We start from the raw sequence: 24149 nt of genomic DNA, 5'->3' as shown, positions 1-24149 counted from the left end.
GAAATCGCCGGATGATGCCGTTAGGCTGCGGCTGCCAAGCAAAAATCCTGTTTTAAATAGCTGATTTACAAAAACTGGCTGGTGAATAGTCTCAGCTTGCCGGGCTTGTTTTCTGGTCACAGCCGCCCCATACCGTTTATAATCGCAAACTTTGGTTCACTCTCACTCTGGAAATATCATGCTGGGTAAGCTGGTTAAATTGGTAGTTGGCAGCCGCAACGACAGGCTGGTCAAGAAGAAACGCAAGCTAGTCAAGAAAGTCAATGCTCTGGCCGCCGAATACGAAAAATTATCCGATGCGGCGTTACAAGCCAAGACGCAGGAATTTCGCGACCGCCTGGCCCAAGGCGAAAACTTAGACAATTTACTCCCAGAAGCCTTTGCCGCCGTGCGGGAAGCCTCGACCCGTGTATTTGGCATGCGTCATTTCGACGTGCAGTTGATCGGCGGCATGGTTTTGCACAGTGGCAAGATAGCCGAGATGAAAACCGGTGAGGGTAAAACCCTGATGGCGACCTTGGCCGCCTATTTGAATGCCTTGCCGGGTAAAGGCGTGCATGTGGTGACCGTCAATGATTACTTGGCCCGCCGCGACGCGGAATGGATGGGCAAATTATACGGTTTCCTGGGTTTGACCACCGGTGTCATCGTCAGCGATTTGACGCACGAGCAACGCCAGGTTGCCTATGCAGCGGATATTACCTACGGCACCAACAACGAATTTGGTTTCGATTATCTGCGTGACAACATGGCCTTCAGTCTGGAACAAAAAGTCCAGCGCGATTTGAATTTTGCCATTGTCGACGAGGTGGATTCGATTCTGATCGACGAAGCCAGAACGCCGTTGATCATCTCCGGTCAGGCGGAAGGCAGTACCGATATTTACCTGAAGACCAATCAAATCATTCCCTACCTGACCAAACAGGAAAAAGCCGACGATCCGGAGAAACAGGATCAAATGCCCGGCGATTATGCGGTCGATGAAAAATCCCGGCAGATTCATCTGACCGAAGCCGGCTATGAGCACGTCGAGCGCTTGTTGGCGGAGCACGGCTTGATAGCCGACGGCTCCACCTTATACGAAGCTGCCAATATCCGCTTGATGCACTATTTGAACGCATCGCTGCGAGCTCACGTACTGTTCCAAAAAGACGTGGATTATGTAGTGAAGGACGGTCAGGTCATCATCGTCGACGAATTCACCGGCCGGATGATGAGCGGTCGGCGCTGGTCCGAAGGTTTGCATCAAGCGATGGAAGCCAAGGAAAACGTGACTATTCAAAACGAAAACCAAACGCTGGCTTCGATTACCTTCCAGAATTATTTCCGTCTTTACAACAAATTATCCGGTATGACCGGTACTGCGGATACCGAAGCGTTTGAGTTGAACAAAATCTACGGCCTGGAAGTGGTGGTTATTCCTACCCACAGACCGATGATCCGTAAAGACAAAGGCGATTTGGTTTATCTGTCGGCGCGGGAAAAATACAACGCCGTCATCGAAGATATTAAGGATTGCGTGCAGCGCGGCCAGCCGGTGTTGGTCGGTACGACGTCGATCGAAAACTCTGAATTGATTTCCCGGATGCTGCAACAACAAAACATCCGCCATGAAGTCTTGAATGCCAAGCAGCACGAGCGCGAAGCCCACATTATCGAAAATGCCGGTATGCCGGGAGCTGTGACGATTGCTACGAATATGGCCGGTCGCGGTACCGACATCGTGTTGGGTGGCAATCTGAATGCCGAACTGGCTGCCTTGGGACCGGATGCCAGTGAAGCCGATAAAGAGCGCGTGCGTGCTGCTTGGCAGGAAAGACATGAAAAAGTCTTGGCCAGCGGCGGTCTGCATGTCATCGGTTCGGAACGCCACGAGTCGCGGCGGATCGACAACCAGTTGCGCGGCCGTTCCGGTCGGCAGGGCGATCCGGGTTCGACCCGTTTTTATCTGTCGCTGGAAGACGATTTGATGCGGATTTTCGCGTCCGAGCGCGTCGCCAGCTTGATGCAAAAACTGGGTATGGAAGAAGGCGAAGCGATTGAGCATCCTTGGGTGACTCGTTCCATCGAAAGCGCGCAACGCAAAGTGGAGAATCGTAACTTCGATATTCGCAAAGAAATTCTGGCTTACGACGACGTCGCCAACGATCAACGTAAAGTTATTTACGCGCAGCGCAATGAGTTGATGGCTGCCGAAGATATCAACGACATTATCAACGCGATACGTGCTGACGTGTTGAACGACGTCATCACCGAATACATTCCGCCGAAAACCATGGAAGAGCAATGGGATGTGCGTGGATTGGAAACCCATTTGCAGCAAGAATTTAATCTGCAGATGCCGCTAGTGGAAATGCTGGAGCACGACCGTACCCTGAATGAAGCGAAATTGCGCCGGCTGATTATCGAAAAAGCCGAGCAAGAAAGCCGCGCCCGTGAAGAGGCCGTAGGTGTGCAAGTGCTAAGGCATTTCGAGAAATCCGTGATGTTGCAAGTGCTGGATAATAGCTGGAAAGAACATCTGGCGGCGATGGACCAATTGCGCCAAGGTATTCATTTCAGAGGCTATGCGCAAAAAGATCCCAAGCAGGAATACAAGCGGGAGTCGTTCCAAATGTTTACCGGCCTGTTGACGCATATCAAGCAGGAAGTGGTGGGTATACTCGCCAAGGTGCAAGTGGCGCGTGAAGAAGACGTGCAGGCGATCGACGAACAACGCCAAGCACCGCTGGAAATGCACTACGAACACGCGGAAGCCCACTCCATTTTTGAAGAAGAGCCAGCGGCGGCACAGGCAGCTCAGCCAGACTCAGACTCGGAGAGCGCGGAGCAGCCTTTTGTCAGGCTCGGCAACAAAGTGGGCCGTAACGACCCATGCCCCTGCGGTTCCGGTAAAAAGTACAAGCAATGCCACGGCAAATTGAACTAATGTTTAACCGCGGCGCCCCAAACCGGGCGTCGCGGCTGCCCGACAATTCGATTTAGAGGGCCTTTGGCATCGCTTTCAGCCTTGCAAAACCAGCGGCCCACGGCTTTTAATTTTCACTGTCCTCAAGGGTAAGTACTATGCCGCATAGAGTCTTTAATAAGAGTAATCCCGCCGCCGATATTACCAAGCTCCCCAAGTTGGGCATGGAAAAAAAGCATTTCATCGCCGACTTCAAACACTACTACAGTCATCGGCTCGGGCGCGATGAAAATTGCCGTTCTCCGCATTACGCCTACGAAGCCTTGTCTTTGGCGATCAGCGACCGTTTGGTCGAGCGCTGGAAGAAAACCTACAACGTCTATCGCGACTCCGATTGTAAAAAGGCCTTCTATCTGTCGATGGAGTTTTTGATGGGGCGTTCTTTGAGCAACGCCATGTTGAATCTCGGGGTTGACGATATTGTCACGCAAGCCTTGTATGACTTGGGTTTGGAAGCCGAGGAACTTATCGAGAGCGAGCCGGACGCAGGTTTGGGTAATGGCGGCTTGGGACGCTTGGCGGCGTGTTTCATCGATAGTTGTGCCACCTTGCAACTACCGGTCACGGGCTACGGTTTGCGTTATGAATACGGCATGTTTTCGCAACAAATCGTCAATGGCGAGCAGGTCGAGAAACCCGATCATTGGTTGCGGATGGGCAACGTCTGGGAAATCGAACGTCCCGAATACATGCACCGCATCAAGTTCGGCGGCCACACCCAAACCCACATCGACGAAAAAGGCAACAAGCGCACCAGCTGGCTGGATACTCATGATGTGATCGCCATGCCTTACGACACGCCGGTGCCGGGGTATAAAAACGGTACGGTCAATACCCTGCGCTTGTGGAAAGCCATTGCCACGGAAGAATTCAATTTGCAGGAATTCAATGCCGGTGATTACGCCGAAGCCGTGGCCGAGAAAAACACCGCCGAAAACATTACGATGGTGTTGTATCCCAACGATGCCAACGAAAACGGCAAAGCCTTGCGCCTGCAGCAGCAATATCTGCTGGCCTCCGCGAGTTTGCAGGACGTCATCGCCAACTGGGTGGGGCGCCACGGTAATAATTTCAGTAAATTTGCCGAGAAAAACTGCTTTCAGCTCAACGACACCCATCCCAGCATTGCGGTGGCCGAGCTGATGCGCTTGTTGATGGATATTCACGGTTTACCTTGGAAAGAAGCCTGGAACATCACGCGGCAAACGATGGCCTACACCAACCATACCTTGTTGCCCGAGGCCTTGGAAAAATGGTCGGTTAATCTGATGCAGCATTTGCTGCCGCGCTTGATGGAAATTATTTTTGAAATCAACGCACACTTCATGGCTGAAGTGTCGGCGCGTTGGCCTGGCGACAATCCACGCATGGCACGGATGTCCATCATCGAAGAAGGTTATCAAAAACAGGTGCGGATGGCATTTTTGGCTATCGTCGGCAGTTTTTCGGTCAACGGTGTCGCCGAACTGCATTCCAAGTTGTTGCAGGAAGGCTTGTTTAAAGATTTTTATGAGCTCTGGCCGCAAAAATTTAATAACAAAACTAACGGTGTGACCCCCAGACGCTGGCTGGCCGGCTGTAATCCGGAATTGGCCGAGTTTATCACCGCAACTATTGGGGATGGCTGGATTACCGACCTATCTCAGCTGTCCAAATTAGCGCCTTATGCCGAGGACGCGGCGTTCAGGCAAAAATGGTACGACTTGAATCGGGCCAGTAAACAACGTTTGGTTGACTACAAAAAAGAAGAACATGACATTGAAATCAATGTCGATGCTTTGTTTGATGTGCAGGTTAAACGTATCCACGAATACAAACGGCAAATTTTGAATGTGCTGCATGTGATTCATCTCTATGATCGGATTAAACGTGGCGATACGCAAAACTGGGTGGATCGTTGCGTCTTGATCGGCGGCAAGGCGGCCCCAGGCTATGTCATGGCGAAAAAAATCATCAAGCTGATTAACAATGTCGGCAATGTCATTAATGAAGACCCGGAAGTAGGCAACAAGCTGAGATTGGTGTTTATGCCCAATTACTGCGTATCGGCGATGGAAAAAATCTGTCCGGGCGCGGATTTGTCGGAACAAATTTCGACTGCCGGCAAGGAAGCGTCCGGTACCGGGAATATGAAATTTATGATGAACGGCGCGCTGACCATCGGTACCTTGGACGGTGCCAACATCGAAATTCGTGAAGAGGTCGGTGCCGACAATTTCTTCCTGTTCGGCTTGACCGAAACCGAAGTGGAGGCGATGCGGCCGCATTACGATCCGCAATGGTTCATCAATCAGGACAGCGATTTACAAGGCGTGATGCGCTTGCTGGAATGCGGGCATTTCAATCAGTTTGAGCCGGGGATTTTCGACGACATCATTGCTTCGATTAAAAGTCCGCACGATCCTTGGATGACTATCGCCGATTTCCGTAGCTATCTGGAAGCACAGAAGCGCGTCGAGCAAACTTGGCGTGATCAAGAGCGCTGGACCAAAATGAGTATTCTCAATACCGCTGCCAGCGGTAAGTTTTCCACCGATAGAACGATTAGCGAATACAACCGCGAGATTTGGAAGCTGTCGCCGGTGGACGTGGAAAAATACTGATACAATGCTGGATATTGTCTTGTTCGAGCCGGAAATACCGGCCAATACCGGCAATATCATCCGTTTATGCGCGAATACCGGTGCGCATCTGCATTTAATCCAGCCTTTGGGGTTTGATTTGGACGACAAACGTCTGCGTCGCGCCGGGCTGGATTATCATGAATGGGTGAACATCCGCCAGTACGGTTCCTTGCACGATTACGTCGAAAAAGCCAAGCCCCAGCGTTTATTTGCGTTAACCACCAAAGGCCACACCGGTTACAGCGAGGTGCGATACAAAGCCGGAGATGCCTTGTTATTCGGTCCGGAAACCCGAGGCTTACCGGCCACATTCCTCAGTCAACATCCGGCCGAGCTCCAGTTGTATTTGCCGATGCGTAAGGAAAGCCGCAGTCTTAATCTCTCCAATACCGTAGCCATAGTGCTTTACGAAGCCTGGAAGCAATTGAATTTTGTGGATGCGGCGCGTTGACTTAGTGATAGATCAGCGCCCGCAGCAGCGCTTAAATTTCTTGCCGCTGCCGCACGGACAAGGCGCATTTTTGCTGGTATCCGTGCTTGCCGCGACTTTGCCCGCGGCTTTGATGACGCCGTCCAGATAAAACCAGCGGGAATTGGATTTAACGAAGCGACTGATTTCGTGCATGAAATAGTCTTCGCCGTCTTGTCGGTAAAAAGCCTTAAACTCGACAATACCCTTGCTGTCTTGGCCGCTGCCTTTTTTAGTGCTGACTATCGCCAGTTTTTGCCAGTGTGCGGTTTCCTTGGAAAAGTCGATGTCGGCCGGCCGTTTGCTGGTATCCCAAGTATTCAATAAATAGCCCACATCGCGCCGGGCGTAGGCACTAAAACGCGAGCGCATCAAGGCTTCCGCAGTTGGCGGGTAGTGTTCGCCGCTGTGATAGCGGCCGCAGCATTCCTGATAATGCTGGCCGGTGCCGCATAAACAAGTTTCTAGTGGGTCGGTGATTGTCGTCATAACGACGGATTTTACCGAAATAGACAAGCCAAAAGCCAATCTTAGCCGCTCTCGGCGGAACGTATCCGCGCATTGACAGAGCTGTTAGATGATGGGGGCCGGGCTTGTTATGATAAATCGCTAAGCTTTGGCGTTTTACGATCAGCGTATTTTCAGGAGGCCGGATTGAAAGTCGCATTAAACACACAAATTTTTCTGGGTGCCGTATTCGGCGTAGCGTTGGGCATGGGATTCGCCAAGTTGGGGCCGGACGCCGCGCTTAGCAAACAAGGTATCCACGTTTGCGGTCTATTGAGTACTTTATTCATGGATTTGTTGAAAATGGTGTTGGTGCCTTTGGTGTTTACCTCTATTGCGGTTGGGGTGGCGAATTTGCGTATGCACGGCCAATTGCATCGAGTCTGGCTGTATACGTTGATTTTTTTTGTGGTCTCTATGGCTCTGGCTATCCTGCTGGGCGTGGCGGCGGCAAATATATTCGAGCCCGGAAAAGGTTTGAATCTGGACTTGTTCAATAACGCTGTTCCCAACTTCGCCGCCAAGCAAATGAGCTTTGCGCAATTTGTAGCCAGCTTTCTGCATGGCTTGTTCGTTAACCCGTTCGCGGCACTAGCACAGGCCAATATCCTGGCAATCGTGATGTTTGCACTGTTGTTGGGTATTGCTTTGGTAGTGGGAGGGGATCGTTATCGCAATATCTTGCTGCTGTTGCAGGAAGGCTTGGAGTTGATGCTGCGCTTGGTCGGCTGGATCATGCGGCTGGCGCCGCTGGGCATCATGGCTTTGCTGGCGCAGTTGCTGGCGACGCAAAATCTGGCCTTGTTAAGCAGTTTGGCGGAATTTGTCGCGGTGGTCATTGGTACCACTTTGCTGCATGGCTTGGTCGTGTTGCCTTTGTTGTTAGGTATAGTTGCCAAGGTTTCGCCGCTGAAGTTTTTCCTGGGCGCCAGGGAAGCCTTAATCACTGCATTTGCCACCAGTTCCAGCTCTGCCACATTGCCCGTCACCTTGCGTTGCGTTGAACAGCATTTGCACGTCAAACCCGGTATTGCCGGTTTCGTGGTGCCGCTGGGTGCCACGGTCAATATGGACGGCACCGCGCTCTACGAAGCTGCCGCTGCGTTATTTGTCGCGAATTTAGCCGGCATAGAGCTGGATTTGGCGCAACAATTGATCGTGTGTTTTACCACGATGATCGCCGCCATGGGCGCGCCGGGCATCCCCAGCGCCGGCATGGTGACCATGATGATGGTGTTGCAATCGGTTGGTCTCCCAACCGAAGCCATTGCGATACTGTTACCCATAGACCGCATACTGGATACGGTGCGGACCATGGTCAACGTCGAGGGCGATATGGTGGGTTGCATAGTGGTACAGCGCTTGACGGATCGCTAGTTTTTTCTGCGGTTTATGAATGGATTACCCGATTGCGGCCGCTTTGCTTGGCTTTATACAAGGCGTTATCTGCGCGGACGATAAAGCTTTCCGGATTATCGCCGGATTGCAATCTGGCAACGCCTATCGACAAGGTGATTTTGCCCAGCGACTGGTTGTCGTTTTTGCGTTGCAAGCGGCTGGCTGCCATCGCGGTGCGAATATTTTCGGAGATTTCTACCGCCTTTTCGTGGCTGGTGTTGGGCATGATAATCGCCAGTTCCTCACCGCCGTAACGCGCAACGTGATGATGTTCCTCGGCGTGTTTCTTCATTAAATTTGCTACATATTTAATGACATTGTCGCCAATAGTGTGGCCGTAAGTGTCGTTAATGCGTTTGAAATGGTCTATGTCCAGCATCGACAGGCACGCGGTATCGGGTGCGGATTGTTCGATGATTTCGGCCAGGGTCATGTCGAATGCGCGCCGATTCAACAAGCCGGTTAAACCGTCGGTGGTGGCGATTTGTCTGGCTTGAGCCAGCTCGGTGCGCAATTGCTCCATTTCTTGGTTGGCTTCGGTCAGCTTGGTTTGCATGGCCTGACTGGTCATCGCCAGCGCTTTGGTTTCCTGAATGATTTCTTCCAAGATGGTTTTCAAGCCGTCTGAAGCGGAGAAGTTCTCCAAGATGACTGATTTTTTCTGAAAGCTGTCGTTGGTCTCTTCGGCCTTGTTGTAAGTTTCGTTGATCGCGCTAGTGGCTTGCTCGATGACTTTGTGCAGTTGCCGGTTGATTTGCTCGAAAGATTCCAAAGACGCATTACAAATGTGTGATTTGTAAAGCTCGACGCTGTTGTCGTAATCGAAGGCCTTGTTTTCGGCGAGCAACGAGTCGACTGCTTTGTTTAAGCTCGGGTTGCCGCCGGCCACATAGTCGTACCAAATAGCGTAGTTGATGGGATTGGCAGCAACGTTATGACGCATCAATAATGGCAGGATTTGTTTTAGATGGCCGGCGTTAACGCTCGGCGAGAAATCGTAAATCGGTATGTAAGTGGTGCCTTTACTCATCAGATTTTTGTCGATAAACGTATAACGGTTTAAGTACTGCTCGCGCCGGGATTGTTAACCCTGTCACTGCTTTCGATTGTTCCGTATCGATGCGCCGGGTTTAGCGCTTAGTAGAACGTGTCTTAAAGTAACTTGGATAATTGTGCTTGAAACACTATGAGCCTCCAGGCTTTCATTTTACGTAGTCATAAGCCTACATAAAGGTAACTTAAAACCGGGATTTTTCAATACATCCGGAAAATAAGCTTACGCACACGGTGTTTGCGGTTTGTGTGTAGGGGCCGGTTTTGAGGGGGTGAGTTTATCAGTGTAATTTTTTTCTAGAAATGGTTTGCGTGTACCGGCTGTTTTTCTAATGGCTGTCCGGAGAATGCAAACTCTTGGCAACTGCACGTGTGGCACGAGTATTTGCATCGCAAAGTTAACAAAACATTTTGCAGCAGCTCCAGTTTTGGATAGAATGCGCGTCCTTTAGTCGGGTGCTTAGCTCAGCTGGGAGAGCATCGCCCTTACAAGGCGAGGGTCGGGGGTTCGAACCCCTCAGCACCCACCAGACTATCGGAGGTTAAATGTAGAATCTCCCACGATTCTATTCGGTAATCTCAAGCGTCCCAATCAATACCCCTAAGGCAAGCGCTACGCCAATTCGTCGCAACGGATTCCTATTTTCGGCAAAATGGCAAGCTGGGTTTTGCCTTGCCATTGTTAGCTTTGCGGTTTATCGAACTCTCCATTACTTCCAGCCCTTTGACTGGCCCAGGCCGAGCGCAACACCAGAACTGTCTGTCTTATTGACGCCATTTTCAATCCCCACGATAAACACCAAATGCAGTGGCGGTCCGCTGTTGTTAGGCGCGTCCGCATACCGGGAATAATCGGTTGATATGGCAACCTCGACTCCTCCCGCGCCTGTGTAAATCATCCGCTCAATTCGAAATCTTATGGCTAGGCCATCTAATTAGGAAATTGAAATTAAATGCCGCCGCTAACTCCTTGAGTTAAAAAACAAAGCACGCAAGTGCGGCTAATTAGTAAAAATTTCCCGCTGACAGCACAATATGTTGTGCTAGAATTTCAAAATAGACACTATATGCAGTATATCGCCGGACTGTATTGTTTTCGGTTTTAATCCAATAAACATCAATATCTTAGCCGTGCCGGAGCGGCAAGATAGGCCTATAACCATTCAACTAGAAAAGGGAATCCACGAATGACCGCAAAACTTCATGTTGTGACACAAGACGCCACCGAAATCCCGCTGCAAAGTGCTTCTCTGGATATTTGGGACAGTAAATACCGCTTAAAAACCAAGGATGGCAAAGCGATTGACGAAACCATTGATGACACCTACAAGCGCGTCGCCAAGGCCCTGTCTAGCGTGGAGAAAACCAAGGCGCTGCAAGAAAAACACTATAAAGAGTTTCTGTGGGCGCTGCGGAAAGGCGTGATCCCGGCCGGCCGCATCACCTCCAACGCCGGCGCTTTGGATCATAAACCGGCCACCTCCACTATCAACTGCACCGTGTCCGGCATCATCGAAGATTCGATGGACGATATTCTGCACAAGGTCCACGAAGCCGGTCTGACCCTGAAAGCCGGTTGCGGCATCGGTTACGAATTTTCGACATTACGGCCGCGAGACGCTTATGTATCCGGCGCCGGCGCCTATACCTCCGGCCCGTTGTCGTTCATGGATATTTACGACAAGATGTGTTTCACCGTATCGTCGGCCGGCGGCCGCCGTGGCGCGCAAATGGCTACCTTCGACGTCGCCCATCCGGACGTGGTGGACTTTATCCGCGCCAAACGCGAAGACGGCCGCTTGCGCCAGTTCAACCTATCTCTGCTGATTACCAGCGAATTCGTCGAAGCTGTGAAAAGCAACGGCCAATGGCCGCTGTCTTTTCCGGTTACCGAACGCGAAGCCAATGCCGATAAACTGGATTTAACCGATACCGACAAAATCGTCTGGCGCGATCTGCCCAATAAAAAAGGCTATGTGGTCAACGAGGCCGGCTTGGTGGCTTGCGGCATTACCAAAGTCATGCCGGCGCGCCGCTTGTGGGACATCATCATGTCTTCCACCTACGATTACGCCGAACCGGGATTTATCTTGATCGACAAAGTCAACGAGATGAACAACAACTGGTTTTGTGAGCACATCCGCGCCACCAACCCTTGCGGCGAACAACCGCTGCCGCCTTACGGCAGTTGCTTGCTGGGCTCGATCAACCTGACCCGCTTCATCGATAAACCATTCTCCAAAGAAGCCCGCTTCGATTGGGAAGCTTATCGTAAAACTATTCGTATCTTTACCCGCATGTTGGATAACGTCGTCGAGATCAACGGCCTGCCTTTGGAAAAACAGCGCGAAGAAATCATTGGCAAACGCCGCCACGGCATGGGCTATTTAGGCTTGGGTTCCACCATCACCATGCTGGGCATGAAATACGGCAACGAAGAGTCTCTGGCATTTACCGAACAAGTCACCAAAGAGTTGGCTTTGGAAGGCTGGAAAGCCGGCCTGGAACTCGCAAAAGAAAAGGGCCCGGCACCTATCATGGACCAGCTATTCACCGTCACCGGCGAAATGCTGCACAAACGCCCGGAAATGACGGCGGACGGTTACAAACTGGGCGACCAAGTGCCCGGTAAAGTTTTGCACGCCAAATACAGCCGCTACATGCAAAAAGTCGCGCAGGAACTGCCGGAATTGGTCGCGGAACTGGCGGAAGTGGGCTGCCGCTTTACCCACCACAGCTCGATCGCGCCGACCGGCACCATCTCACTGTCGCTGGCCAACAACGCCAGCAACGGTATTGAACCGAGCTTTGCCCATCATTATTCGCGCAACGTAATCCGCGAAGGCAAAAAGTCCAAGGAAAAAATCGACGTGTTTTCCTTTGAATTGCTGGCCTACCGCGAACTGATCAACCCGCAAGCCATGCCATACAGCCAGGATCCGGCTCAACAATTGCCGGATTATTTCATCGCTGCCGATGACATCAGCCCCAAACAGCATGTCGATATTCAAGCCGCCGCGCAACGCTGGATCGATTCGTCGATTTCCAAAACCGCCAACGTGCCGACCGATTATCCGTATGAAGACTTCAAGTCCATCTACGAATATGCGTACGACCAAGGCCTGAAAGGCTGCACCACTTTCCGCTTCAACCCGGAAGTGTTCCAGGGTGTGTTGGTCAAGGAATCCGACCTGGAAAACACCACCTACCAGTTCACCCTGGAAGACGGCCATGTGGTGGAATTTAAAGGCAACGAAGAAGTGGAATACGATGGCGAAACCCACACCGCTGCCAACTTGTTTGATGCTTTGAAGGAAGGTTATTACGGCAAGTTTTGATTTTTAAAAAATGTAGGTTGGGTTAGGCGTTAGCCGTAACCCAACACGACGGCAATTTTGGGTTACGCATGCGCTTTTATGCCCGGCCGGTAAACCCAAGCTACAGAATACGGAAAACCCATGACCCTACACAAAATCAACAAAAAAATCGTCGGCTACAAAGTGCTGACCAAAGAAAACCTGGAAGCAGCTGCCCAGGCGGAAGCCGAACTGGCAAAACCTTCACTGGAAGAAATGCACGAAAATCTGGCACGCCCGGAGATGCTGCTCGGCTCCACTTATAAGATCAAAACCCCGCAGTCCGAGCATGCGCTGTATATCACCATCAATGACATCATCCTGAACGAAGGCACGGTACATCAGGAACGCCGCCCTTACGAAATTTTCATCAACTCCAAGAACATGGAGCATTTTCAATGGGTGCTGGCACTGACTCGCTTGATTTCGGCGGTATTTCGTAAAGGCGGCGACGCCACCTTTTTGGTGGAAGAAATGAAGGCGGTATTCGATCCGCAGGGCGGCTATTTCAAAAAAGGCGGGGTGTTCATGCCATCCCTGGTTGCCGAGATCGGCCACGCCATCGAATCGCACATGAAACACATCGGCATGATCAAGCCGGAAAAACTCAGCGATCACCACCAGCAATTACTGGATGAAAAACGCCGGGAGTTTGAAGCCCAGCATGGCGCGTCGGAAGGGCAGGCGTTTCCTGAGAAGGCTGTTTTATGTAACAAGTGCAGCACCAAGGCGATGGTGTTGATGGATGGGTGTATGACTTGTTTGAATTGTGGGGAGAGTAAATGTGGGTGATTGTCGAGCAAGCCTTTTCGATGCATCAGCTATAGTCAGGTGTTCTCTCAGGAGCCAGGCAAAGAAATTGTTGATGTGTCAACACTAAACCGGACACATAGTTAAGCGGCTTGATGCCGCAATTCATAATTAACCGGAGACAGATAGCCATTGGCGGAATGCAGTCGCTCTCGGTTGTAAAACACTTCGATATATTCGAGCATTGCTTGTTTGACCTGAGCGCGAGTCAGGAAAGTCTGTTGGTGAATCAGTTCGGTTTTCAGGGGGGGTGCTCTACGAAACCGCGTTATCCCAACAGTTACCTTTTCGGCTCATGCTTTGTCGAATGCCGTGTTGTATAAGCAAAGCTCGATGGCTTTCCGATGCAATTGGCTACCCCGGTCGGTATGCCTAGTAAGTCCTTGCAGTAGGGGAGCTTTGGGAGTGTTTGATCTAACAGTGATTGTTGAGATTTTTGCCAAAACTTGTTTCTGTGAAACCTGAGAAATCAGCTCTGAAGAGCGTAAATCGCAGATTGTTCCAGACTTTAATTCATTAAACGTTGTAGCAATATTCGCTGCTAATTGCAGAGCACGTGGAATAGCTTCGTGACGACTTTCTGTCTTTAAGCTTCGCACAATCTCTGTTGCGTTGAGCAATTCTTGATGCTCGGCAGGAACGCGGATTCTGAAGTAGTAGACGTTTTTGCGTCGAAAAAGATAGGGAAATTTTCCCACAAAAAGCCTCTTGTGTAACAGGTTTGTGTAGCAAACGCTGTTTCTTGAGGCTTTACTTTGAAAAGTTACTTGCAAAACAGTAACTTAAAATTGGCGGAGAAAGAGGGATTCGAACCCTCGATACGTTGCCGTATACACACTTTCCAGGCGTGCGCCTTCGACCGCTCGGCCATCTCTCCTAATACATTTTTGGGCTGATCAGCAGATTTAGTGCTTCAGAAATTGATCGCTTCATAACTTAATCTGCGTTTGTCGCCGTGATAGCGACCACCCAATCCCGACTAGGATAATGGATACACGGTTATTTTGCAATTCGGACGAGTATTTTCTCGGTTATTGGCTGCATTGAATTTCCCATGGGAGTTACTTCCCTAAAAGACAATCCAGTTTAGTCATTGGTTTAGCGTCCGATCAGCCCTTACTTGTACTAGGTTAACCATGTTCTGTCGGATAAATAAATTGTTGAATTTTGCTCTTCAGTGGATCGTGGTCTAAGTTTGCGCAGGAGTTTGCTGGAGAGTGAACTCACCTTTTGTCGATGGCCTATCGGAGTGAACGGGGGAGCTCTATGAACGATATTTGTATTTCAAACGAAAAACCAAAAATTCTGATCGTCGATGATGTTCACGAAAACTTGCATACCTTGCTGAATATTTTGCGGCAAGATTATGCGGTGATGGCTGCTACTTCCGGTGAAAAAGCCCTGGAAATCGCCCGGCGCGCGTCGGCTCCTGATTTGATTTTGCTGGATATAAAAATGCCGGAAATGGATGGATACCAGGTGTTGGAATATCTGCGCGATGATCCGGCAACGGCCGAAATCCCGGTCATTTTTGTGACTGCGGCCGCCGAAGTCGGTGACGACGCCAAGGGTATGGCGCTGGGCGCCGACGACTATTTACTCAAGCCCGTAGTGCCTGAGTTGCTTCTAGCTCGGGTTAGACTGCATTTGGAGCTAGCCACCTATCGGAAACGCTATGGCAGACTATAATCGTTGGGGTCAAGCAACGCTGATCTAACTATTTCCTTGGATAATGAACAAAGACAAATCCCTATCGCTCAATCCCAGGCCGACTATTTTGGTGGTAGACGATCTTCCCGAAAATATTCACGGCTTACTCGAAGCACTTAAGGACGATTACGGCATTATGGTGGCGACGGAAGGCATGCGTGCGGTGGAGTTGGCGCAAGGCTCGACGCCGCCTGATTTGGTATTGCTGGACGTCAGAATGCCGGGTATGGATGGCTATGAGGTTTGCCGGCGGCTCAAGAGCGATCCTAGAACCGCGGGGATACCCATTCTCTTCGTGACGATAGTCGAAGCGTCCATCGAAAAAATTCGCGGTTTTTCCATGGGCGCCGCCGATTTCATTACCAAGCCGTTTGATATTGACGAAGTACGGGCCAGGGTCAAAACGCATCTGGAACTGAGCCGCTTACGCCGCGCTCTGGAAGGCCGGGTGAAACGTCTGAGCGAATACCGGCATGCCACCGATGTGTCTAATATCGTATTCCGCACCGATCCGCACGGCGTCATCACTTTTGTAAACGATGCGTTTGTGCAAACCTACGGTTATACCCGCGAGGAGGTTATAGGCAAAACCAGCCGGATTCTCAAAGATCCCGACGCGGCTCCGGGTTTGCATCGGGAGTTATGGAACACGATTCTAGGCGGTGCAATCTGGCGCGGGACCTACAGCAATCTTACTAAAAGTGGCGAGGTGATTTACATCAACAACACCATCGTCCCCATCCTTGACGCTGACGGCTCGATTCGCGAATTTATATCCACCAGCGTTAATGTCACCCATTTGATTAAACAGGAAGAGTTGATTAGGGAACAGACCACGGATGCGTTAACCGGTTTGCCCAACCGGGTGAAATTGATGCAGGATTTGGCTGACGCCGGTCCGTCGATATTGGGCATGATCAACATCGATCAATTCAAAGCCATCAATGATTTTTACGGTTTGCGCAACGGCGATAAAGTTTTGTTGGAAATTGGCGAGCGTTTGCAAAAAATGAGCGGCGCCGATGCGCAGGCTTACCGCATCGGCGGCGATTTATTTGCTTTGCTCTCCAAAACCGGTGGCGATCCGGGCCGTTTCGAGCAATTGATAGACAGCATTATCAAGCGTTTGGAATCGGAAGCGATCGATTGCGGCGAAGACAAGATTAACATCCGCGTGACTGCAGGCATCTGTTCGGGGGCCGACAGTCCTTATACGCATGCGGCGCTGGCGTTGGAGCGCGCCAGGATCGAACGTCGGGATTATTTGATTTATACCGATCAGATGCAGATCAAGTCGCACTACAAGGACAACATCCACTGGAGCCAGAAAATTCGCAGTGCCCTGGCCGACGGCCGCATCGTGCCTTTTTATCAACCCATCATCGACAATCGCAGCGGGAAAGTCGTGAAATATGAAGCGCTGATGCGGATGATAGACGAAGAGGGTAATGTCATTCCGCCCAGCTTTCTCGGCGTGGCAAAACGCACCCGGCAATATACCGCCTTGACTCGCACCATCGTCGAACAAGTCGTGAAAGCCTTGCCCGAGTCGGAGGGGGAGATGAGTATCAACTTAACCGTCGAGGATATTATCGATGCCAATACGGTGAGCTTTATTGCCGAAAAACTCTCTCAGCCCGGCGTCGGTTCGCGCATTGTATTGGAGATTACCGAATCTGAAGGTATCGAAAGTTACGAGGAAGTGCGCCAGTTTGTTAATCGCATGAAAGGCTATGGCTGTCACTTTGCGATTGACGATTTCGGTAGCGGCTATTCCAATTTCGTGCATTTGTTGCGGTTAAAGATCGATTACTTAAAGATCGACGGCTCCATCATCATGAATATTATCGACAATCCGGATTCTGAAGTAATTGCCCGCGTCATAGTCGATGCCGCGCGGCGCTTGGGTATGCGCACGGTTGCCGAATTTGTGGGGAGTGCGGAGATCCAAGCCAAGGTCGTTGAGCTGGGTATCGATTTTTCGCAAGGTTTTTATTTGGGCAAACCGGCACCGCATACGCTGGGGACGCCCCGCCATGATTGAATCCAACGTGCATCCGGGGGAGGACAGGAATCAGTCTGATCCAGGCAACTCTGCTACTAAAGCCGGAATGGAGTTTTAAGATGCGGCCGGTTTTTAATCAACATCCTCTGCGCAAGACCATAACTTGGCAGAGGCTCGTCGGTTTTACGGTCAGCCGGTTATCAAGCGCCGCCAGCGTTCTGCTGACGATAAGCTGTTGGAGTCAGCCAGTGCAGGCCGACATCAGTGCGGCGACAATTCGTGGTCAAGTCACGCTACGGGGGGCTGACACTCAGGCAGGCGCGCAAATCATCGTTACCAGTCTGGAGCGGGGGTTTTCCACGCGGACCTTTTCCCGAGCTGACGGCTCTTATGTGCTGATGGCATTGAAACCCGGCCGTTACCAGCTCAAGGTGTTAGGTTTGGAAGGCCAGCAAAACAGTCAAGAGCTGACGCTGCAAGTGGGGCAGGTGGCCTTGGTAGACGTTGCGTTAGGCGATGATAATAGCGTCGCCGAACAGACGAGTGAGGGCAATTCCGCGGAGTTGGCTACCTATTTAACGCCCGAGCAAATGCAGCGCTTGCCGCAGGTAAACCGCAATTTTCTGAATTATGCCGATCTGGCGCCCGGTGTGAACGTGGTAAACGATGAAAATGGCAGTACCCGCTTGCAAAGCGGCGGGCAGCGGCCGGATAGCGTCAATTTGTTTATCGACGGCGTCAGTCAGAAAAACTATGTGGTCAGGGGCGGCGTAGCCGGCCAGGATTCCAGTCGCGGCAATGTGTTTCCGGAATCGGCGGTTGCCGAATATAAGGTCATTAGCCAGAACTATAAGGCCGAGTACGATCAAGTCGGCGGCGCGGCAATTTCGGTGCAGACTAAATCCGGCGGCAATATTTTTCACGGCGAAACATTTTACGATCATACCAATCAGGATCTGCGCAGCGTTACCCCCAGCGAACAACTGGCGGGCGGCAAGCGCGACACCGAGCAAGTGCAATTCGGTGTGACCTTAAGCGGTCCCATCGCCAAGGATGTCGCGCATTTTTTCATGGCATACGAACGTAAACTCAACGACGATTACGCCAATATTAGCGCGGGTGACGGCTCCCGCTTACCCGAGCCGTATCAAGCGCAGCTGGGCCGGGTGAACAGGCCGTTCAGGGCGGATTTGTTCTTCGGGAAACTGGATTGGGCGCTTAACGATAGTAATTTGATCGAAGTGTCTTTTAAGCTGCGCGACGAAACCGAAACCTTAGGGATTGGCGGTGAAAACTCAGAGTCTTACGCGCTGACCAAGGGTAACAGCGAAAAGCGCCTGGATTTTAAATATCAATACAGCGCGGAACATTGGGTCAACGAAGCCCGGTTTACTTATGAAGATGCCAATTGGCGGCAACTGCCGGCCACGCAAAGCGCGGGTTTGCAGCTGCGTCGCCTGGACGGCAGTTTGAGCGGGGGAAATCTGAATAGCCGGAGTGTGTTGAATAGCGGCGGCGCGACCAATTATCAGGACAAGGGCCAAAGCGGGCCGGGTTTTCAAGACGATCTAACCTTCAGCGGTTTGGATTGGCATGGCAACCATGTCGTAAAGCTGGGCGCTAAAGTCAAACAGATAGAACTGGGCGCGGTAGAGCGCGATCCTTACCACCCGCAGTTCGGCTTGAATTTAAACAATCCTGCCGGCAACCCGTATCAAGTGCGTTGGGCAACGCCTTTGGTCGGCGGCGGTGACGGTTCCGCCCAATCCGATGTGACGCAATTCGGCGCGTATCTGCAAGACGATTGGAACCCTAATCGACATTTGAGCGTGAACCTGGGCGTCCGCTGGGATTACGAATACAACCCCGGCTATCTAAACCATGTCACGCCCGGCGATGTCAGCAGTGCGCTCCGCAACTGGCGTAATATTCACAACGCGAATACGGGTTACGACATCGAGAACTACCTCAGTAACGGCGCTAACCGCGCGGCGGACAGCAATAATATTGCGCCCAGATTAGGTTTGGCATACGACTTATTCGAAGACCAGCGGCATGTGTTGTTCGGCGGTTACGCTAAAGCCTACGACCGCCATATTTACGACGTGTTGCAACTGGAACGTACCAAGGGCAGTTATCCCAGTTTTAGCGTCAATTTTCAGGGCGACCCCAATTACGATTGCGTGGCCGGCGTCGATTGCATCGCCTGGAATCCCGAATATTTAAACTATACGCCGGCGCAATTGTCCGCACTGACCGGTGTAGGTACGGGTAGCAGCCGGGAAATCAATTTAATGCGCAACAATCTGCGCACGCCCTATGCCGACCAATTTAATATCGGCATGCGCAATCGTTTCGGCGACTGGCATACCGAAGTCAGCGTGTCGCACGTCCACAGTTACAACGGTTTGGTCGGTTTGCTGGGCGGCCGCAATGCCGACGGCAGCTTTTACGCAGCCGGGTCCGGGTTCGGGGGCACCTTTCAGGCCGTGCCTGGCTTTGGGCAATTAATTTTGTTCGATAACGGTGTACAGACCAAAACCAATTCGGTATTTGTCAAAGCCGAAAAACCGTACAGCAAAGACAGCGGCTGGGGTATGACGTTTGCCTACACCTTTACCGATTCCGAGGAAAACAAACCGCAGTCTTTCTTCGATAACAGCAGTTATTTGTTTGAACATCCCAATACCCACACCAATGGCTGGCTGGATACCGCCGGGGTCAGAAAACATAAGCTGGTGACAACCGCCAGTGTCGATTTGCCGTGGGATTTGATTTTTTCTACCAAGCTGACGCTGGCGACCCCGGATACCCGCTCCGGTGTCAACTGTGCAAGCGGTGCTTGCCGTTTTGATACCTTTACGCCGCAAGGTAGCGATTTTATCTTTCCGGGGCAGTGGTGGGGATACAAACAAGTCGACATTGCGCTGATAAAAAGTTTCGACACGCCGCACGACACCCGGATGAAACTGCGTCTGGATGTATTGAATTTATTCGATTTTAAAAATTATGCGGCATTTAACAGCGACTTTGCCTCGCCGAATTTGGGGGCGCCGCTGACTGTGCTGGCCGGACCGAGTTTGACGGTGAAATTGACCGCCCGCCTGGAGTTTTGATGCCGGGCAAGTTAGTGAGCGCGGGTTTATTGTTGTGGGTGTTGCTCAGCAGTTTCGGCGCCGCTGCCGACGACATGCTCAACGCCAAAACCAAGGCCAATTATGTGTTCAATTTCACCAAGTTCGTGGAGTGGCCGGCGCTGATGAACGATACGCTGCATGTCTGCATTGTCGGCGCCGAACCTATCGTCAACTTGCTGAGCGAGTTGGCCAGCCGCGATACCAAGGGGCATTTATTGCAAATCTGGTCGGGCATAGACGACCCGCAGATTTGCCAGATTTTGTATATCGACCATGACGCGCCGGAATTGCCAGCCTTGATACAGCAGGTGCGCGGCAATCAGATATTAACTGTCAGCGATGCCGAGGGGTTTGCCGGCCGCGGCGGCTGTATCGGATTTTATAGCGAAAACGGCCAGATCAAACTGGAAATCAATCCGGACGCCGTGCGCCGAGCGCAATTAAAAGTCAACGCCTTGTTGATGGAAATCGCCCGTATCGTCCGTTAATTCACTCCGGAATCCCATGACAAACCAGGCTGAATTTAAACGCGATCTGACCATAAAAACCAAGCTGGTGCTGATTATGTTGGCAACCAGCATCTTGTCCCTGCTGTTGGCGGGGGCCGGTTTTATTGCCCAGGAACACATGCGGGTAAAAGAGGATATGGGCCGGGATTTGAGTTCTCTGGCTCGTATCATTGCCAATCGCAGTACCGTGGCCTTGTCGTTTAATGGCAGTAGCGTCGCCAACGCCACTTTGGCCGCTTTAAGCGTCAAGCAGAGCGTGGTATCGGCCTGTATTTACGATAGTGCCAATCAGCTGTTTGCACTTTACGAACCCGGCTTGGCCTGTCCGCTGCAACATCCGGAGCCTTCGGCTAGCGAGCGGCCGCGATTCGACGATGCCTATTGCACCATAAGCGAAACGATAGCCTTAGACGGCCGCATTTTGGGAAGGGTTTGGATAGCCTCCAGTCTGGCGGAGCTGGATTCCTTATGGCGGGATTTTTTGGCTGCGGCGATGGGCATTGTGATGTTATCCGGTCTGTTCGCCTTGCTATTGGCTTCCAGTTTGCAGCAAGTGGTGTCCGGTCCGCTGGTCAGGTTGAAGAAAACCGTCGAAACGATCAACAGCGAAAAGAACTACACCTTGCGCGCCGCACAAGAGAGTAACGATGAATTGGGTGCGCTGATTCAAGCCTTCAACACGATGATAGCCACCATCGAAGCTCGCGATAGCGAACTGTTGGCTTTGAACCGGCAGCTTGCCGAAAACGAAAAACTATTGGCCAGCATCAACGAAGGTCTGGAAGAGCGCGTGGCTGCCCGCACCACGGAGTTGGCGGAAATTAACGCCAAATTGGCGCATAACAGCGTCATGCTGGCCACCGTGCTGGATAGCATGTCGCAGGGCTTGATAGCCTTTGACAGCAATTTAAAGTTATTGGTTTGGAATAAAAAACTCAGCGAGGTGCGCGGTTATCCGGAAAGTATGCTGGCAGTGGGCAGGGACCATGCCGATTTCGTGCAGTTTGATTTAACCGATCCGCAGTTGCGTTTCCGTGATCCCGATACCGAACTGCGGCAATTGCTGGAAGAAATAAGACATTTTCGGCCGCACAATTTTACTCGGCAAAGATTGGACAACCGGGTCATCGAGATCAGCGGCGGGCCGATAGCCGATGGCGGTTTCGTCAGTACTTACGAGGATGTGACCTTACGCAAACAGGCCGAGCTGGCGTTGAAAGAGGCTCGGGACGCCGCCCAGTCAGCCACCCAGACTAAAAGCCAGTTTCTGGCGAATATGTCGCACGAGATTCGCACGCCGATGAACGGCGTGCTGGGTATGTTGCATCTGGCTTTGCAGACCGAATTGACCGCGTCGCAACGCAACTATTTGGCAAAAGCCCACAGTTCCGCACGTACCTTATTGGGGATTCTTAACGATATTCTGGATTTTTCCAAAATCGAGGCCGGTAAATTGGCGCTGGAAGAAACCGAATTTCGCTTCGATAGCGTGGTGGAGCAATTGGCTGACATGATCGGTTACCAAGCCGGCTTGAAAGGTATCGAGTTTCTGATCCGTCACGATCCGCAAATTCCGCCGGTGTTGTTAGGCGATCCCTTGCGTTTCGGCCAGGTGTTGACCAATTTATGCGGCAACGCGCTGAAATTCACCGAAGCCGGTGAATTGGAACTGGCATTCTATTGCCTGGCCAAAACCGATAGCACTATCGATTTGCGGGTATCGGTCAGAGATACCGGCATCGGCATGGCGGAAGACGATCAGAAAAAACTGTTTCAAGAGTTTACCCAAGCCGATCAGGGCACCAGCCGGCGCTTTGGCGGCACAGGTTTAGGCTTGGCCATCTGTAAAACCCTGGTGGAAATGATGCAGGGCCGGATCTGGATCGAGCAGTCGCAACTGGGCCAGGGCACAACCTTTTGTTTTACCGTGCGCTTGGGCGTTGCTAAGGATACTTTGCTGCATCAAGACGCGCTGGAGCAAAGCATAGGCGTGTTGTTGGCCGAGGTGCGGGTATTGGTGGTGGATGACAACGAGGCCTCCCGGGAAATCATCAGCGATATGTTGCGGCCGTTTCAGCTACGGGTGAGCTGTTCGGCCAGTGCGGCCGGGGCGCTGAGAGCGTTGCGGGAGGCGCCGGCCGACCAGCCTTTCGATGTGGTGTTGATGGACTGGAAAATGCCGGGTATGAACGGCGATGAGGCGATCAGGCAGATTCGCGCCGACACCAGCCTGATGCCGCAGCCCAAGATTATCATGGTTACCGCTTACGGCAGCGAAGATGTGATGGTGTTGGCGGGCCGGGCCGGTATCGATGGCTTTTTGATCAAACCGGTATCGCCGTCCTCCTTACTGGATGCGATTTTGTCGGCACTTGGACGCGGCCGGGTGCTTGGGGTGGTGGATAAATTTAAGCAATTGGGCGGGGCGGATATTGCCGGTATCAAACAACTGCAAGGGATTCGGTTGTTACTGGTGGAAGATAACGAAATCAACCGCGAATTTGCCTGCGAATTGCTGCGCAGCCACGAGATTGAGGTTGACGAAGCGGTGAACGGCGAAGAAGCGGTCAGCATGGTTAGGCAGCATCATTACGATGCGGTCTTGATGGACATCCAGATGCCGGTGCTGGACGGCTTGCAAGCCACCGTCAAAATTCGGGCCTTAGCGGAATCCGAGAACGATCAACGTTTTGCAACTATGCCCATCATCGCGATGACCGCCCATGCCATGGCCCGCGATGTCGAGAAAAGCCTGGAGGCAGGTATGAACGATCACGTTACGAAACCGATTGATCCCGACCGGTTGTTCAAAGCATTGGCAACCTGGATTCCGCTCACGGCCGACGACGAACAGAGCCAGGAGGCGGCGCGGATTTATCAAGCTGCCGATTATCCCGAAGATTTACAAACCTTGACCAGCCTGGATATTGTGCAAGGTATACGCCGGATCGGGGGTAATCCGGAGGCCTATCGCAAACAGTTATACCGTTTTAAAGAACACTACCCGGATGCGGTCGCCGAGATTCGCGGCTTGATCAATGCCGGGGAACTCAAACAGGCTGAAGAGCGTTGCCATGCCTTGAAAGGGGTTAGCGGCAATCTGGGGGCGACTGATTTATTCGAAGCCGCCGCCGGTGTGGATATTGTCCTTAAGCAAAATCAAATACCGCCCGCTGAACACTTGCAGTACATGGAAGGATTTTTGCGCCAAGTCATCGGGCAAATTGAGGCCTTGCAAGCACTGGCGAGCAGCCAAGCGCCCGACACGGATCCGCTTTTGACAGGGGTTACCGACGCCGAGATAGCGGCGGATTTACAGACATTGTCGCGATTGCTGGAAAGCGATCTAGGCGCGGCCGAAGCCATGTTGGAGCAATTACAGCGTAGTATGGCCGGTCATCAGTATTTGCCCTTGCTGGAGGACATCGCCAAAAAAATCGACCGATTTGCCATTGACGAGGCACTGGCGCAACTGAGCGAGTTGCTGCAAAAACTTTAACGCCAGCCTAACCCCGGCTTTGCAGCGTGCGGTCGATAACGATGCAATTTAATTTACCTGCCCAGCGTCAATATCTTACAATTCGGTAGCCCACGGCTAAAATA

15 protein-coding genes and 2 tRNA genes are annotated in these 24149 nt (G+C 51.8%); 12 read left to right on the top strand and 5 right to left on the bottom strand.

Annotated elements, in window-relative coordinates:
- The first annotated feature begins 178 nt into the window (after positions 1 to 178).
- The 3 genes from secA (at position 179) to trmL (ending at position 6043) form a co-directional block, all read left to right on the top strand.
- Entirely contained in the window at positions 179 to 2929 is a 2751-nt protein-coding gene (secA, locus tag ACR02O_RS16935) for a preprotein translocase subunit SecA (protein WP_205450590.1), read from the top strand.
- Positions 2930 to 3066: 137 nt separating this feature from the next.
- The gene (locus ACR02O_RS16930; RefSeq protein WP_101055453.1) at positions 3067 to 5571 is read left to right on the top strand and encodes a glycogen/starch/alpha-glucan phosphorylase; all 2505 of its coding nucleotides are present in this window, start codon (positions 3067 to 3069) and stop codon (positions 5569 to 5571) included.
- 4 nt (positions 5572 to 5575) lie between these two features.
- Positions 5576 to 6043 (top strand): tRNA (uridine(34)/cytosine(34)/5-carboxymethylaminomethyluridine(34)-2'-O)-methyltransferase TrmL, encoded by a 468-nt coding sequence (gene trmL, locus ACR02O_RS16925; protein ID WP_494522054.1) that lies wholly within the window; start codon positions 5576 to 5578, stop codon positions 6041 to 6043.
- Positions 6044 to 6055: 12 nt separating this feature from the next.
- On the opposite strand, the gene ACR02O_RS16920 is transcribed toward trmL, so the two are convergent.
- Entirely contained in the window at positions 6056 to 6550 is a 495-nt protein-coding gene (locus ACR02O_RS16920) for a YchJ family protein (RefSeq protein WP_494522053.1), read from the bottom strand.
- A 165-nt stretch (positions 6551 to 6715) separates the two neighbouring features.
- Here ACR02O_RS16920 and ACR02O_RS16915 point away from each other — a divergent pair, with 165 nt between their 5' ends.
- Positions 6716 to 7945: a dicarboxylate/amino acid:cation symporter gene (locus ACR02O_RS16915; RefSeq protein WP_494522052.1), complete on the top strand. Its 1230-nt coding sequence runs from the start codon at positions 6716 to 6718 to the stop codon at positions 7943 to 7945.
- Between the two features lie 13 nt (positions 7946 to 7958).
- Here the strand turns inward: ACR02O_RS16915 and ACR02O_RS16910 are convergent, their stop codons facing one another.
- Positions 7959 to 8996: a GGDEF domain-containing protein gene (locus ACR02O_RS16910; protein WP_205450584.1), complete on the bottom strand. Its 1038-nt coding sequence runs from the start codon at positions 8994 to 8996 to the stop codon at positions 7959 to 7961.
- Between the two features lie 477 nt (positions 8997 to 9473).
- On the opposite strand from ACR02O_RS16910, the gene ACR02O_RS16905 reads away from it, so the two are divergent.
- The 3 genes from ACR02O_RS16905 (at position 9474) to ACR02O_RS16895 (ending at position 13167) form a co-directional block, all read left to right on the top strand.
- Positions 9474 to 9549: transfer RNA gene (locus tag ACR02O_RS16905), tRNA-Val, on the top strand.
- A gap of 657 nt (positions 9550 to 10206) precedes the next feature.
- Positions 10207 to 12357, top strand: a complete 2151-nt coding sequence (locus ACR02O_RS16900) for an adenosylcobalamin-dependent ribonucleoside-diphosphate reductase (RefSeq protein WP_494522051.1) — start codon at positions 10207 to 10209, stop codon at positions 12355 to 12357.
- A gap of 120 nt (positions 12358 to 12477) precedes the next feature.
- Positions 12478 to 13167, top strand: coding sequence for a TSCPD domain-containing protein (locus tag ACR02O_RS16895; RefSeq protein WP_458137873.1), 690 nt, complete (start codon positions 12478 to 12480; stop codon positions 13165 to 13167).
- Between the two features lie 101 nt (positions 13168 to 13268).
- Here ACR02O_RS16895 and ACR02O_RS16890 read toward each other — a convergent pair whose 3' ends face one another.
- The 3 genes from ACR02O_RS16890 to ACR02O_RS16880 all read right to left on the bottom strand — a co-directional run bounded on the left by ACR02O_RS16890 (position 13269) and on the right by ACR02O_RS16880 (position 14062).
- Entirely contained in the window at positions 13269 to 13418 is a 150-nt protein-coding gene (locus tag ACR02O_RS16890) for an IS3 family transposase (protein ID WP_458139245.1), read from the bottom strand.
- A gap of 60 nt (positions 13419 to 13478) precedes the next feature.
- Positions 13479 to 13883, bottom strand: a complete 405-nt coding sequence (locus ACR02O_RS16885) for a DUF6538 domain-containing protein (protein WP_458137872.1) — start codon at positions 13881 to 13883, stop codon at positions 13479 to 13481.
- A 91-nt stretch (positions 13884 to 13974) separates the two neighbouring features.
- Positions 13975 to 14062: transfer RNA gene (locus ACR02O_RS16880), tRNA-Ser, on the bottom strand.
- A 389-nt stretch (positions 14063 to 14451) separates the two neighbouring features.
- On the opposite strand from ACR02O_RS16880, the gene ACR02O_RS16875 reads away from it, so the two are divergent.
- The 5 genes from ACR02O_RS16875 (at position 14452) to ACR02O_RS16855 (ending at position 24045) form a co-directional block, all read left to right on the top strand.
- The gene (locus ACR02O_RS16875) at positions 14452 to 14874 is read left to right on the top strand and encodes a response regulator (protein WP_033158109.1); all 423 of its coding nucleotides are present in this window, start codon (positions 14452 to 14454) and stop codon (positions 14872 to 14874) included.
- 43 nt (positions 14875 to 14917) lie between these two features.
- Positions 14918 to 16939, top strand: coding sequence for a two-component system response regulator (locus ACR02O_RS16870; protein ID WP_494522050.1), 2022 nt, complete (start codon positions 14918 to 14920; stop codon positions 16937 to 16939).
- 209 nt (positions 16940 to 17148) lie between these two features.
- On the top strand, positions 17149 to 20016 hold the full coding sequence (locus tag ACR02O_RS16865; protein ID WP_494522049.1) for a TonB-dependent receptor: 2868 nt from the start codon (positions 17149 to 17151) through the stop codon (positions 20014 to 20016).
- Positions 20016 to 20525, top strand: coding sequence for a YfiR family protein (locus ACR02O_RS16860; RefSeq protein WP_494522048.1), 510 nt, complete (start codon positions 20016 to 20018; stop codon positions 20523 to 20525). The genes ACR02O_RS16865 and ACR02O_RS16860 overlap by 1 nt, the downstream gene beginning before the upstream one ends.
- A gap of 16 nt (positions 20526 to 20541) precedes the next feature.
- Positions 20542 to 24045, top strand: a complete 3504-nt coding sequence (locus tag ACR02O_RS16855; protein ID WP_494522047.1) for a response regulator — start codon at positions 20542 to 20544, stop codon at positions 24043 to 24045.
- Positions 24046 to 24149: the final 104 nt, after the last annotated feature.

This window comes from Methylomonas sp. PHL2-19 (assembly GCF_059331595.1).
The sequence above is the reverse complement of the archived record's forward strand: the minus strand, read 5'-3'. Positions and strand labels throughout refer to the sequence as shown.

Excerpts from the sequence above, each read along its gene's own strand:
- secA (WP_205450590.1), top strand. The coding sequence starts at position 179 with ATGCTGGGTAAGCTGGTTAAATTGGTAGTTGGCAGCCGCAACGACAGG.
- ACR02O_RS16930 (WP_101055453.1), top strand. The coding sequence starts at position 3,067 with ATGCCGCATAGAGTCTTTAATAAGAGTAATCCCGCCGCCGATATTACC.
- trmL (WP_494522054.1), top strand. The coding sequence starts at position 5,576 with ATGCTGGATATTGTCTTGTTCGAGCCGGAAATACCGGCCAATACCGGC.
- ACR02O_RS16920 (WP_494522053.1), bottom strand. The coding sequence starts at position 6,550 with ATGACGACAATCACCGACCCACTAGAAACTTGTTTATGCGGCACCGGC.
- ACR02O_RS16910 (WP_205450584.1), bottom strand. The coding sequence starts at position 8,996 with ATGAGTAAAGGCACCACTTACATACCGATTTACGATTTCTCGCCGAGC.
- ACR02O_RS16900 (WP_494522051.1), top strand. The coding sequence starts at position 10,207 with ATGACCGCAAAACTTCATGTTGTGACACAAGACGCCACCGAAATCCCG.
- ACR02O_RS16895 (WP_458137873.1), top strand. The coding sequence starts at position 12,478 with ATGACCCTACACAAAATCAACAAAAAAATCGTCGGCTACAAAGTGCTG.
- ACR02O_RS16875 (WP_033158109.1), top strand. The coding sequence starts at position 14,452 with ATGAACGATATTTGTATTTCAAACGAAAAACCAAAAATTCTGATCGTC.
- ACR02O_RS16870 (WP_494522050.1), top strand. The coding sequence starts at position 14,918 with ATGAACAAAGACAAATCCCTATCGCTCAATCCCAGGCCGACTATTTTG.
- ACR02O_RS16860 (WP_494522048.1), top strand. The coding sequence starts at position 20,016 with ATGCCGGGCAAGTTAGTGAGCGCGGGTTTATTGTTGTGGGTGTTGCTC.
- ACR02O_RS16855 (WP_494522047.1), top strand. The coding sequence starts at position 20,542 with ATGACAAACCAGGCTGAATTTAAACGCGATCTGACCATAAAAACCAAG.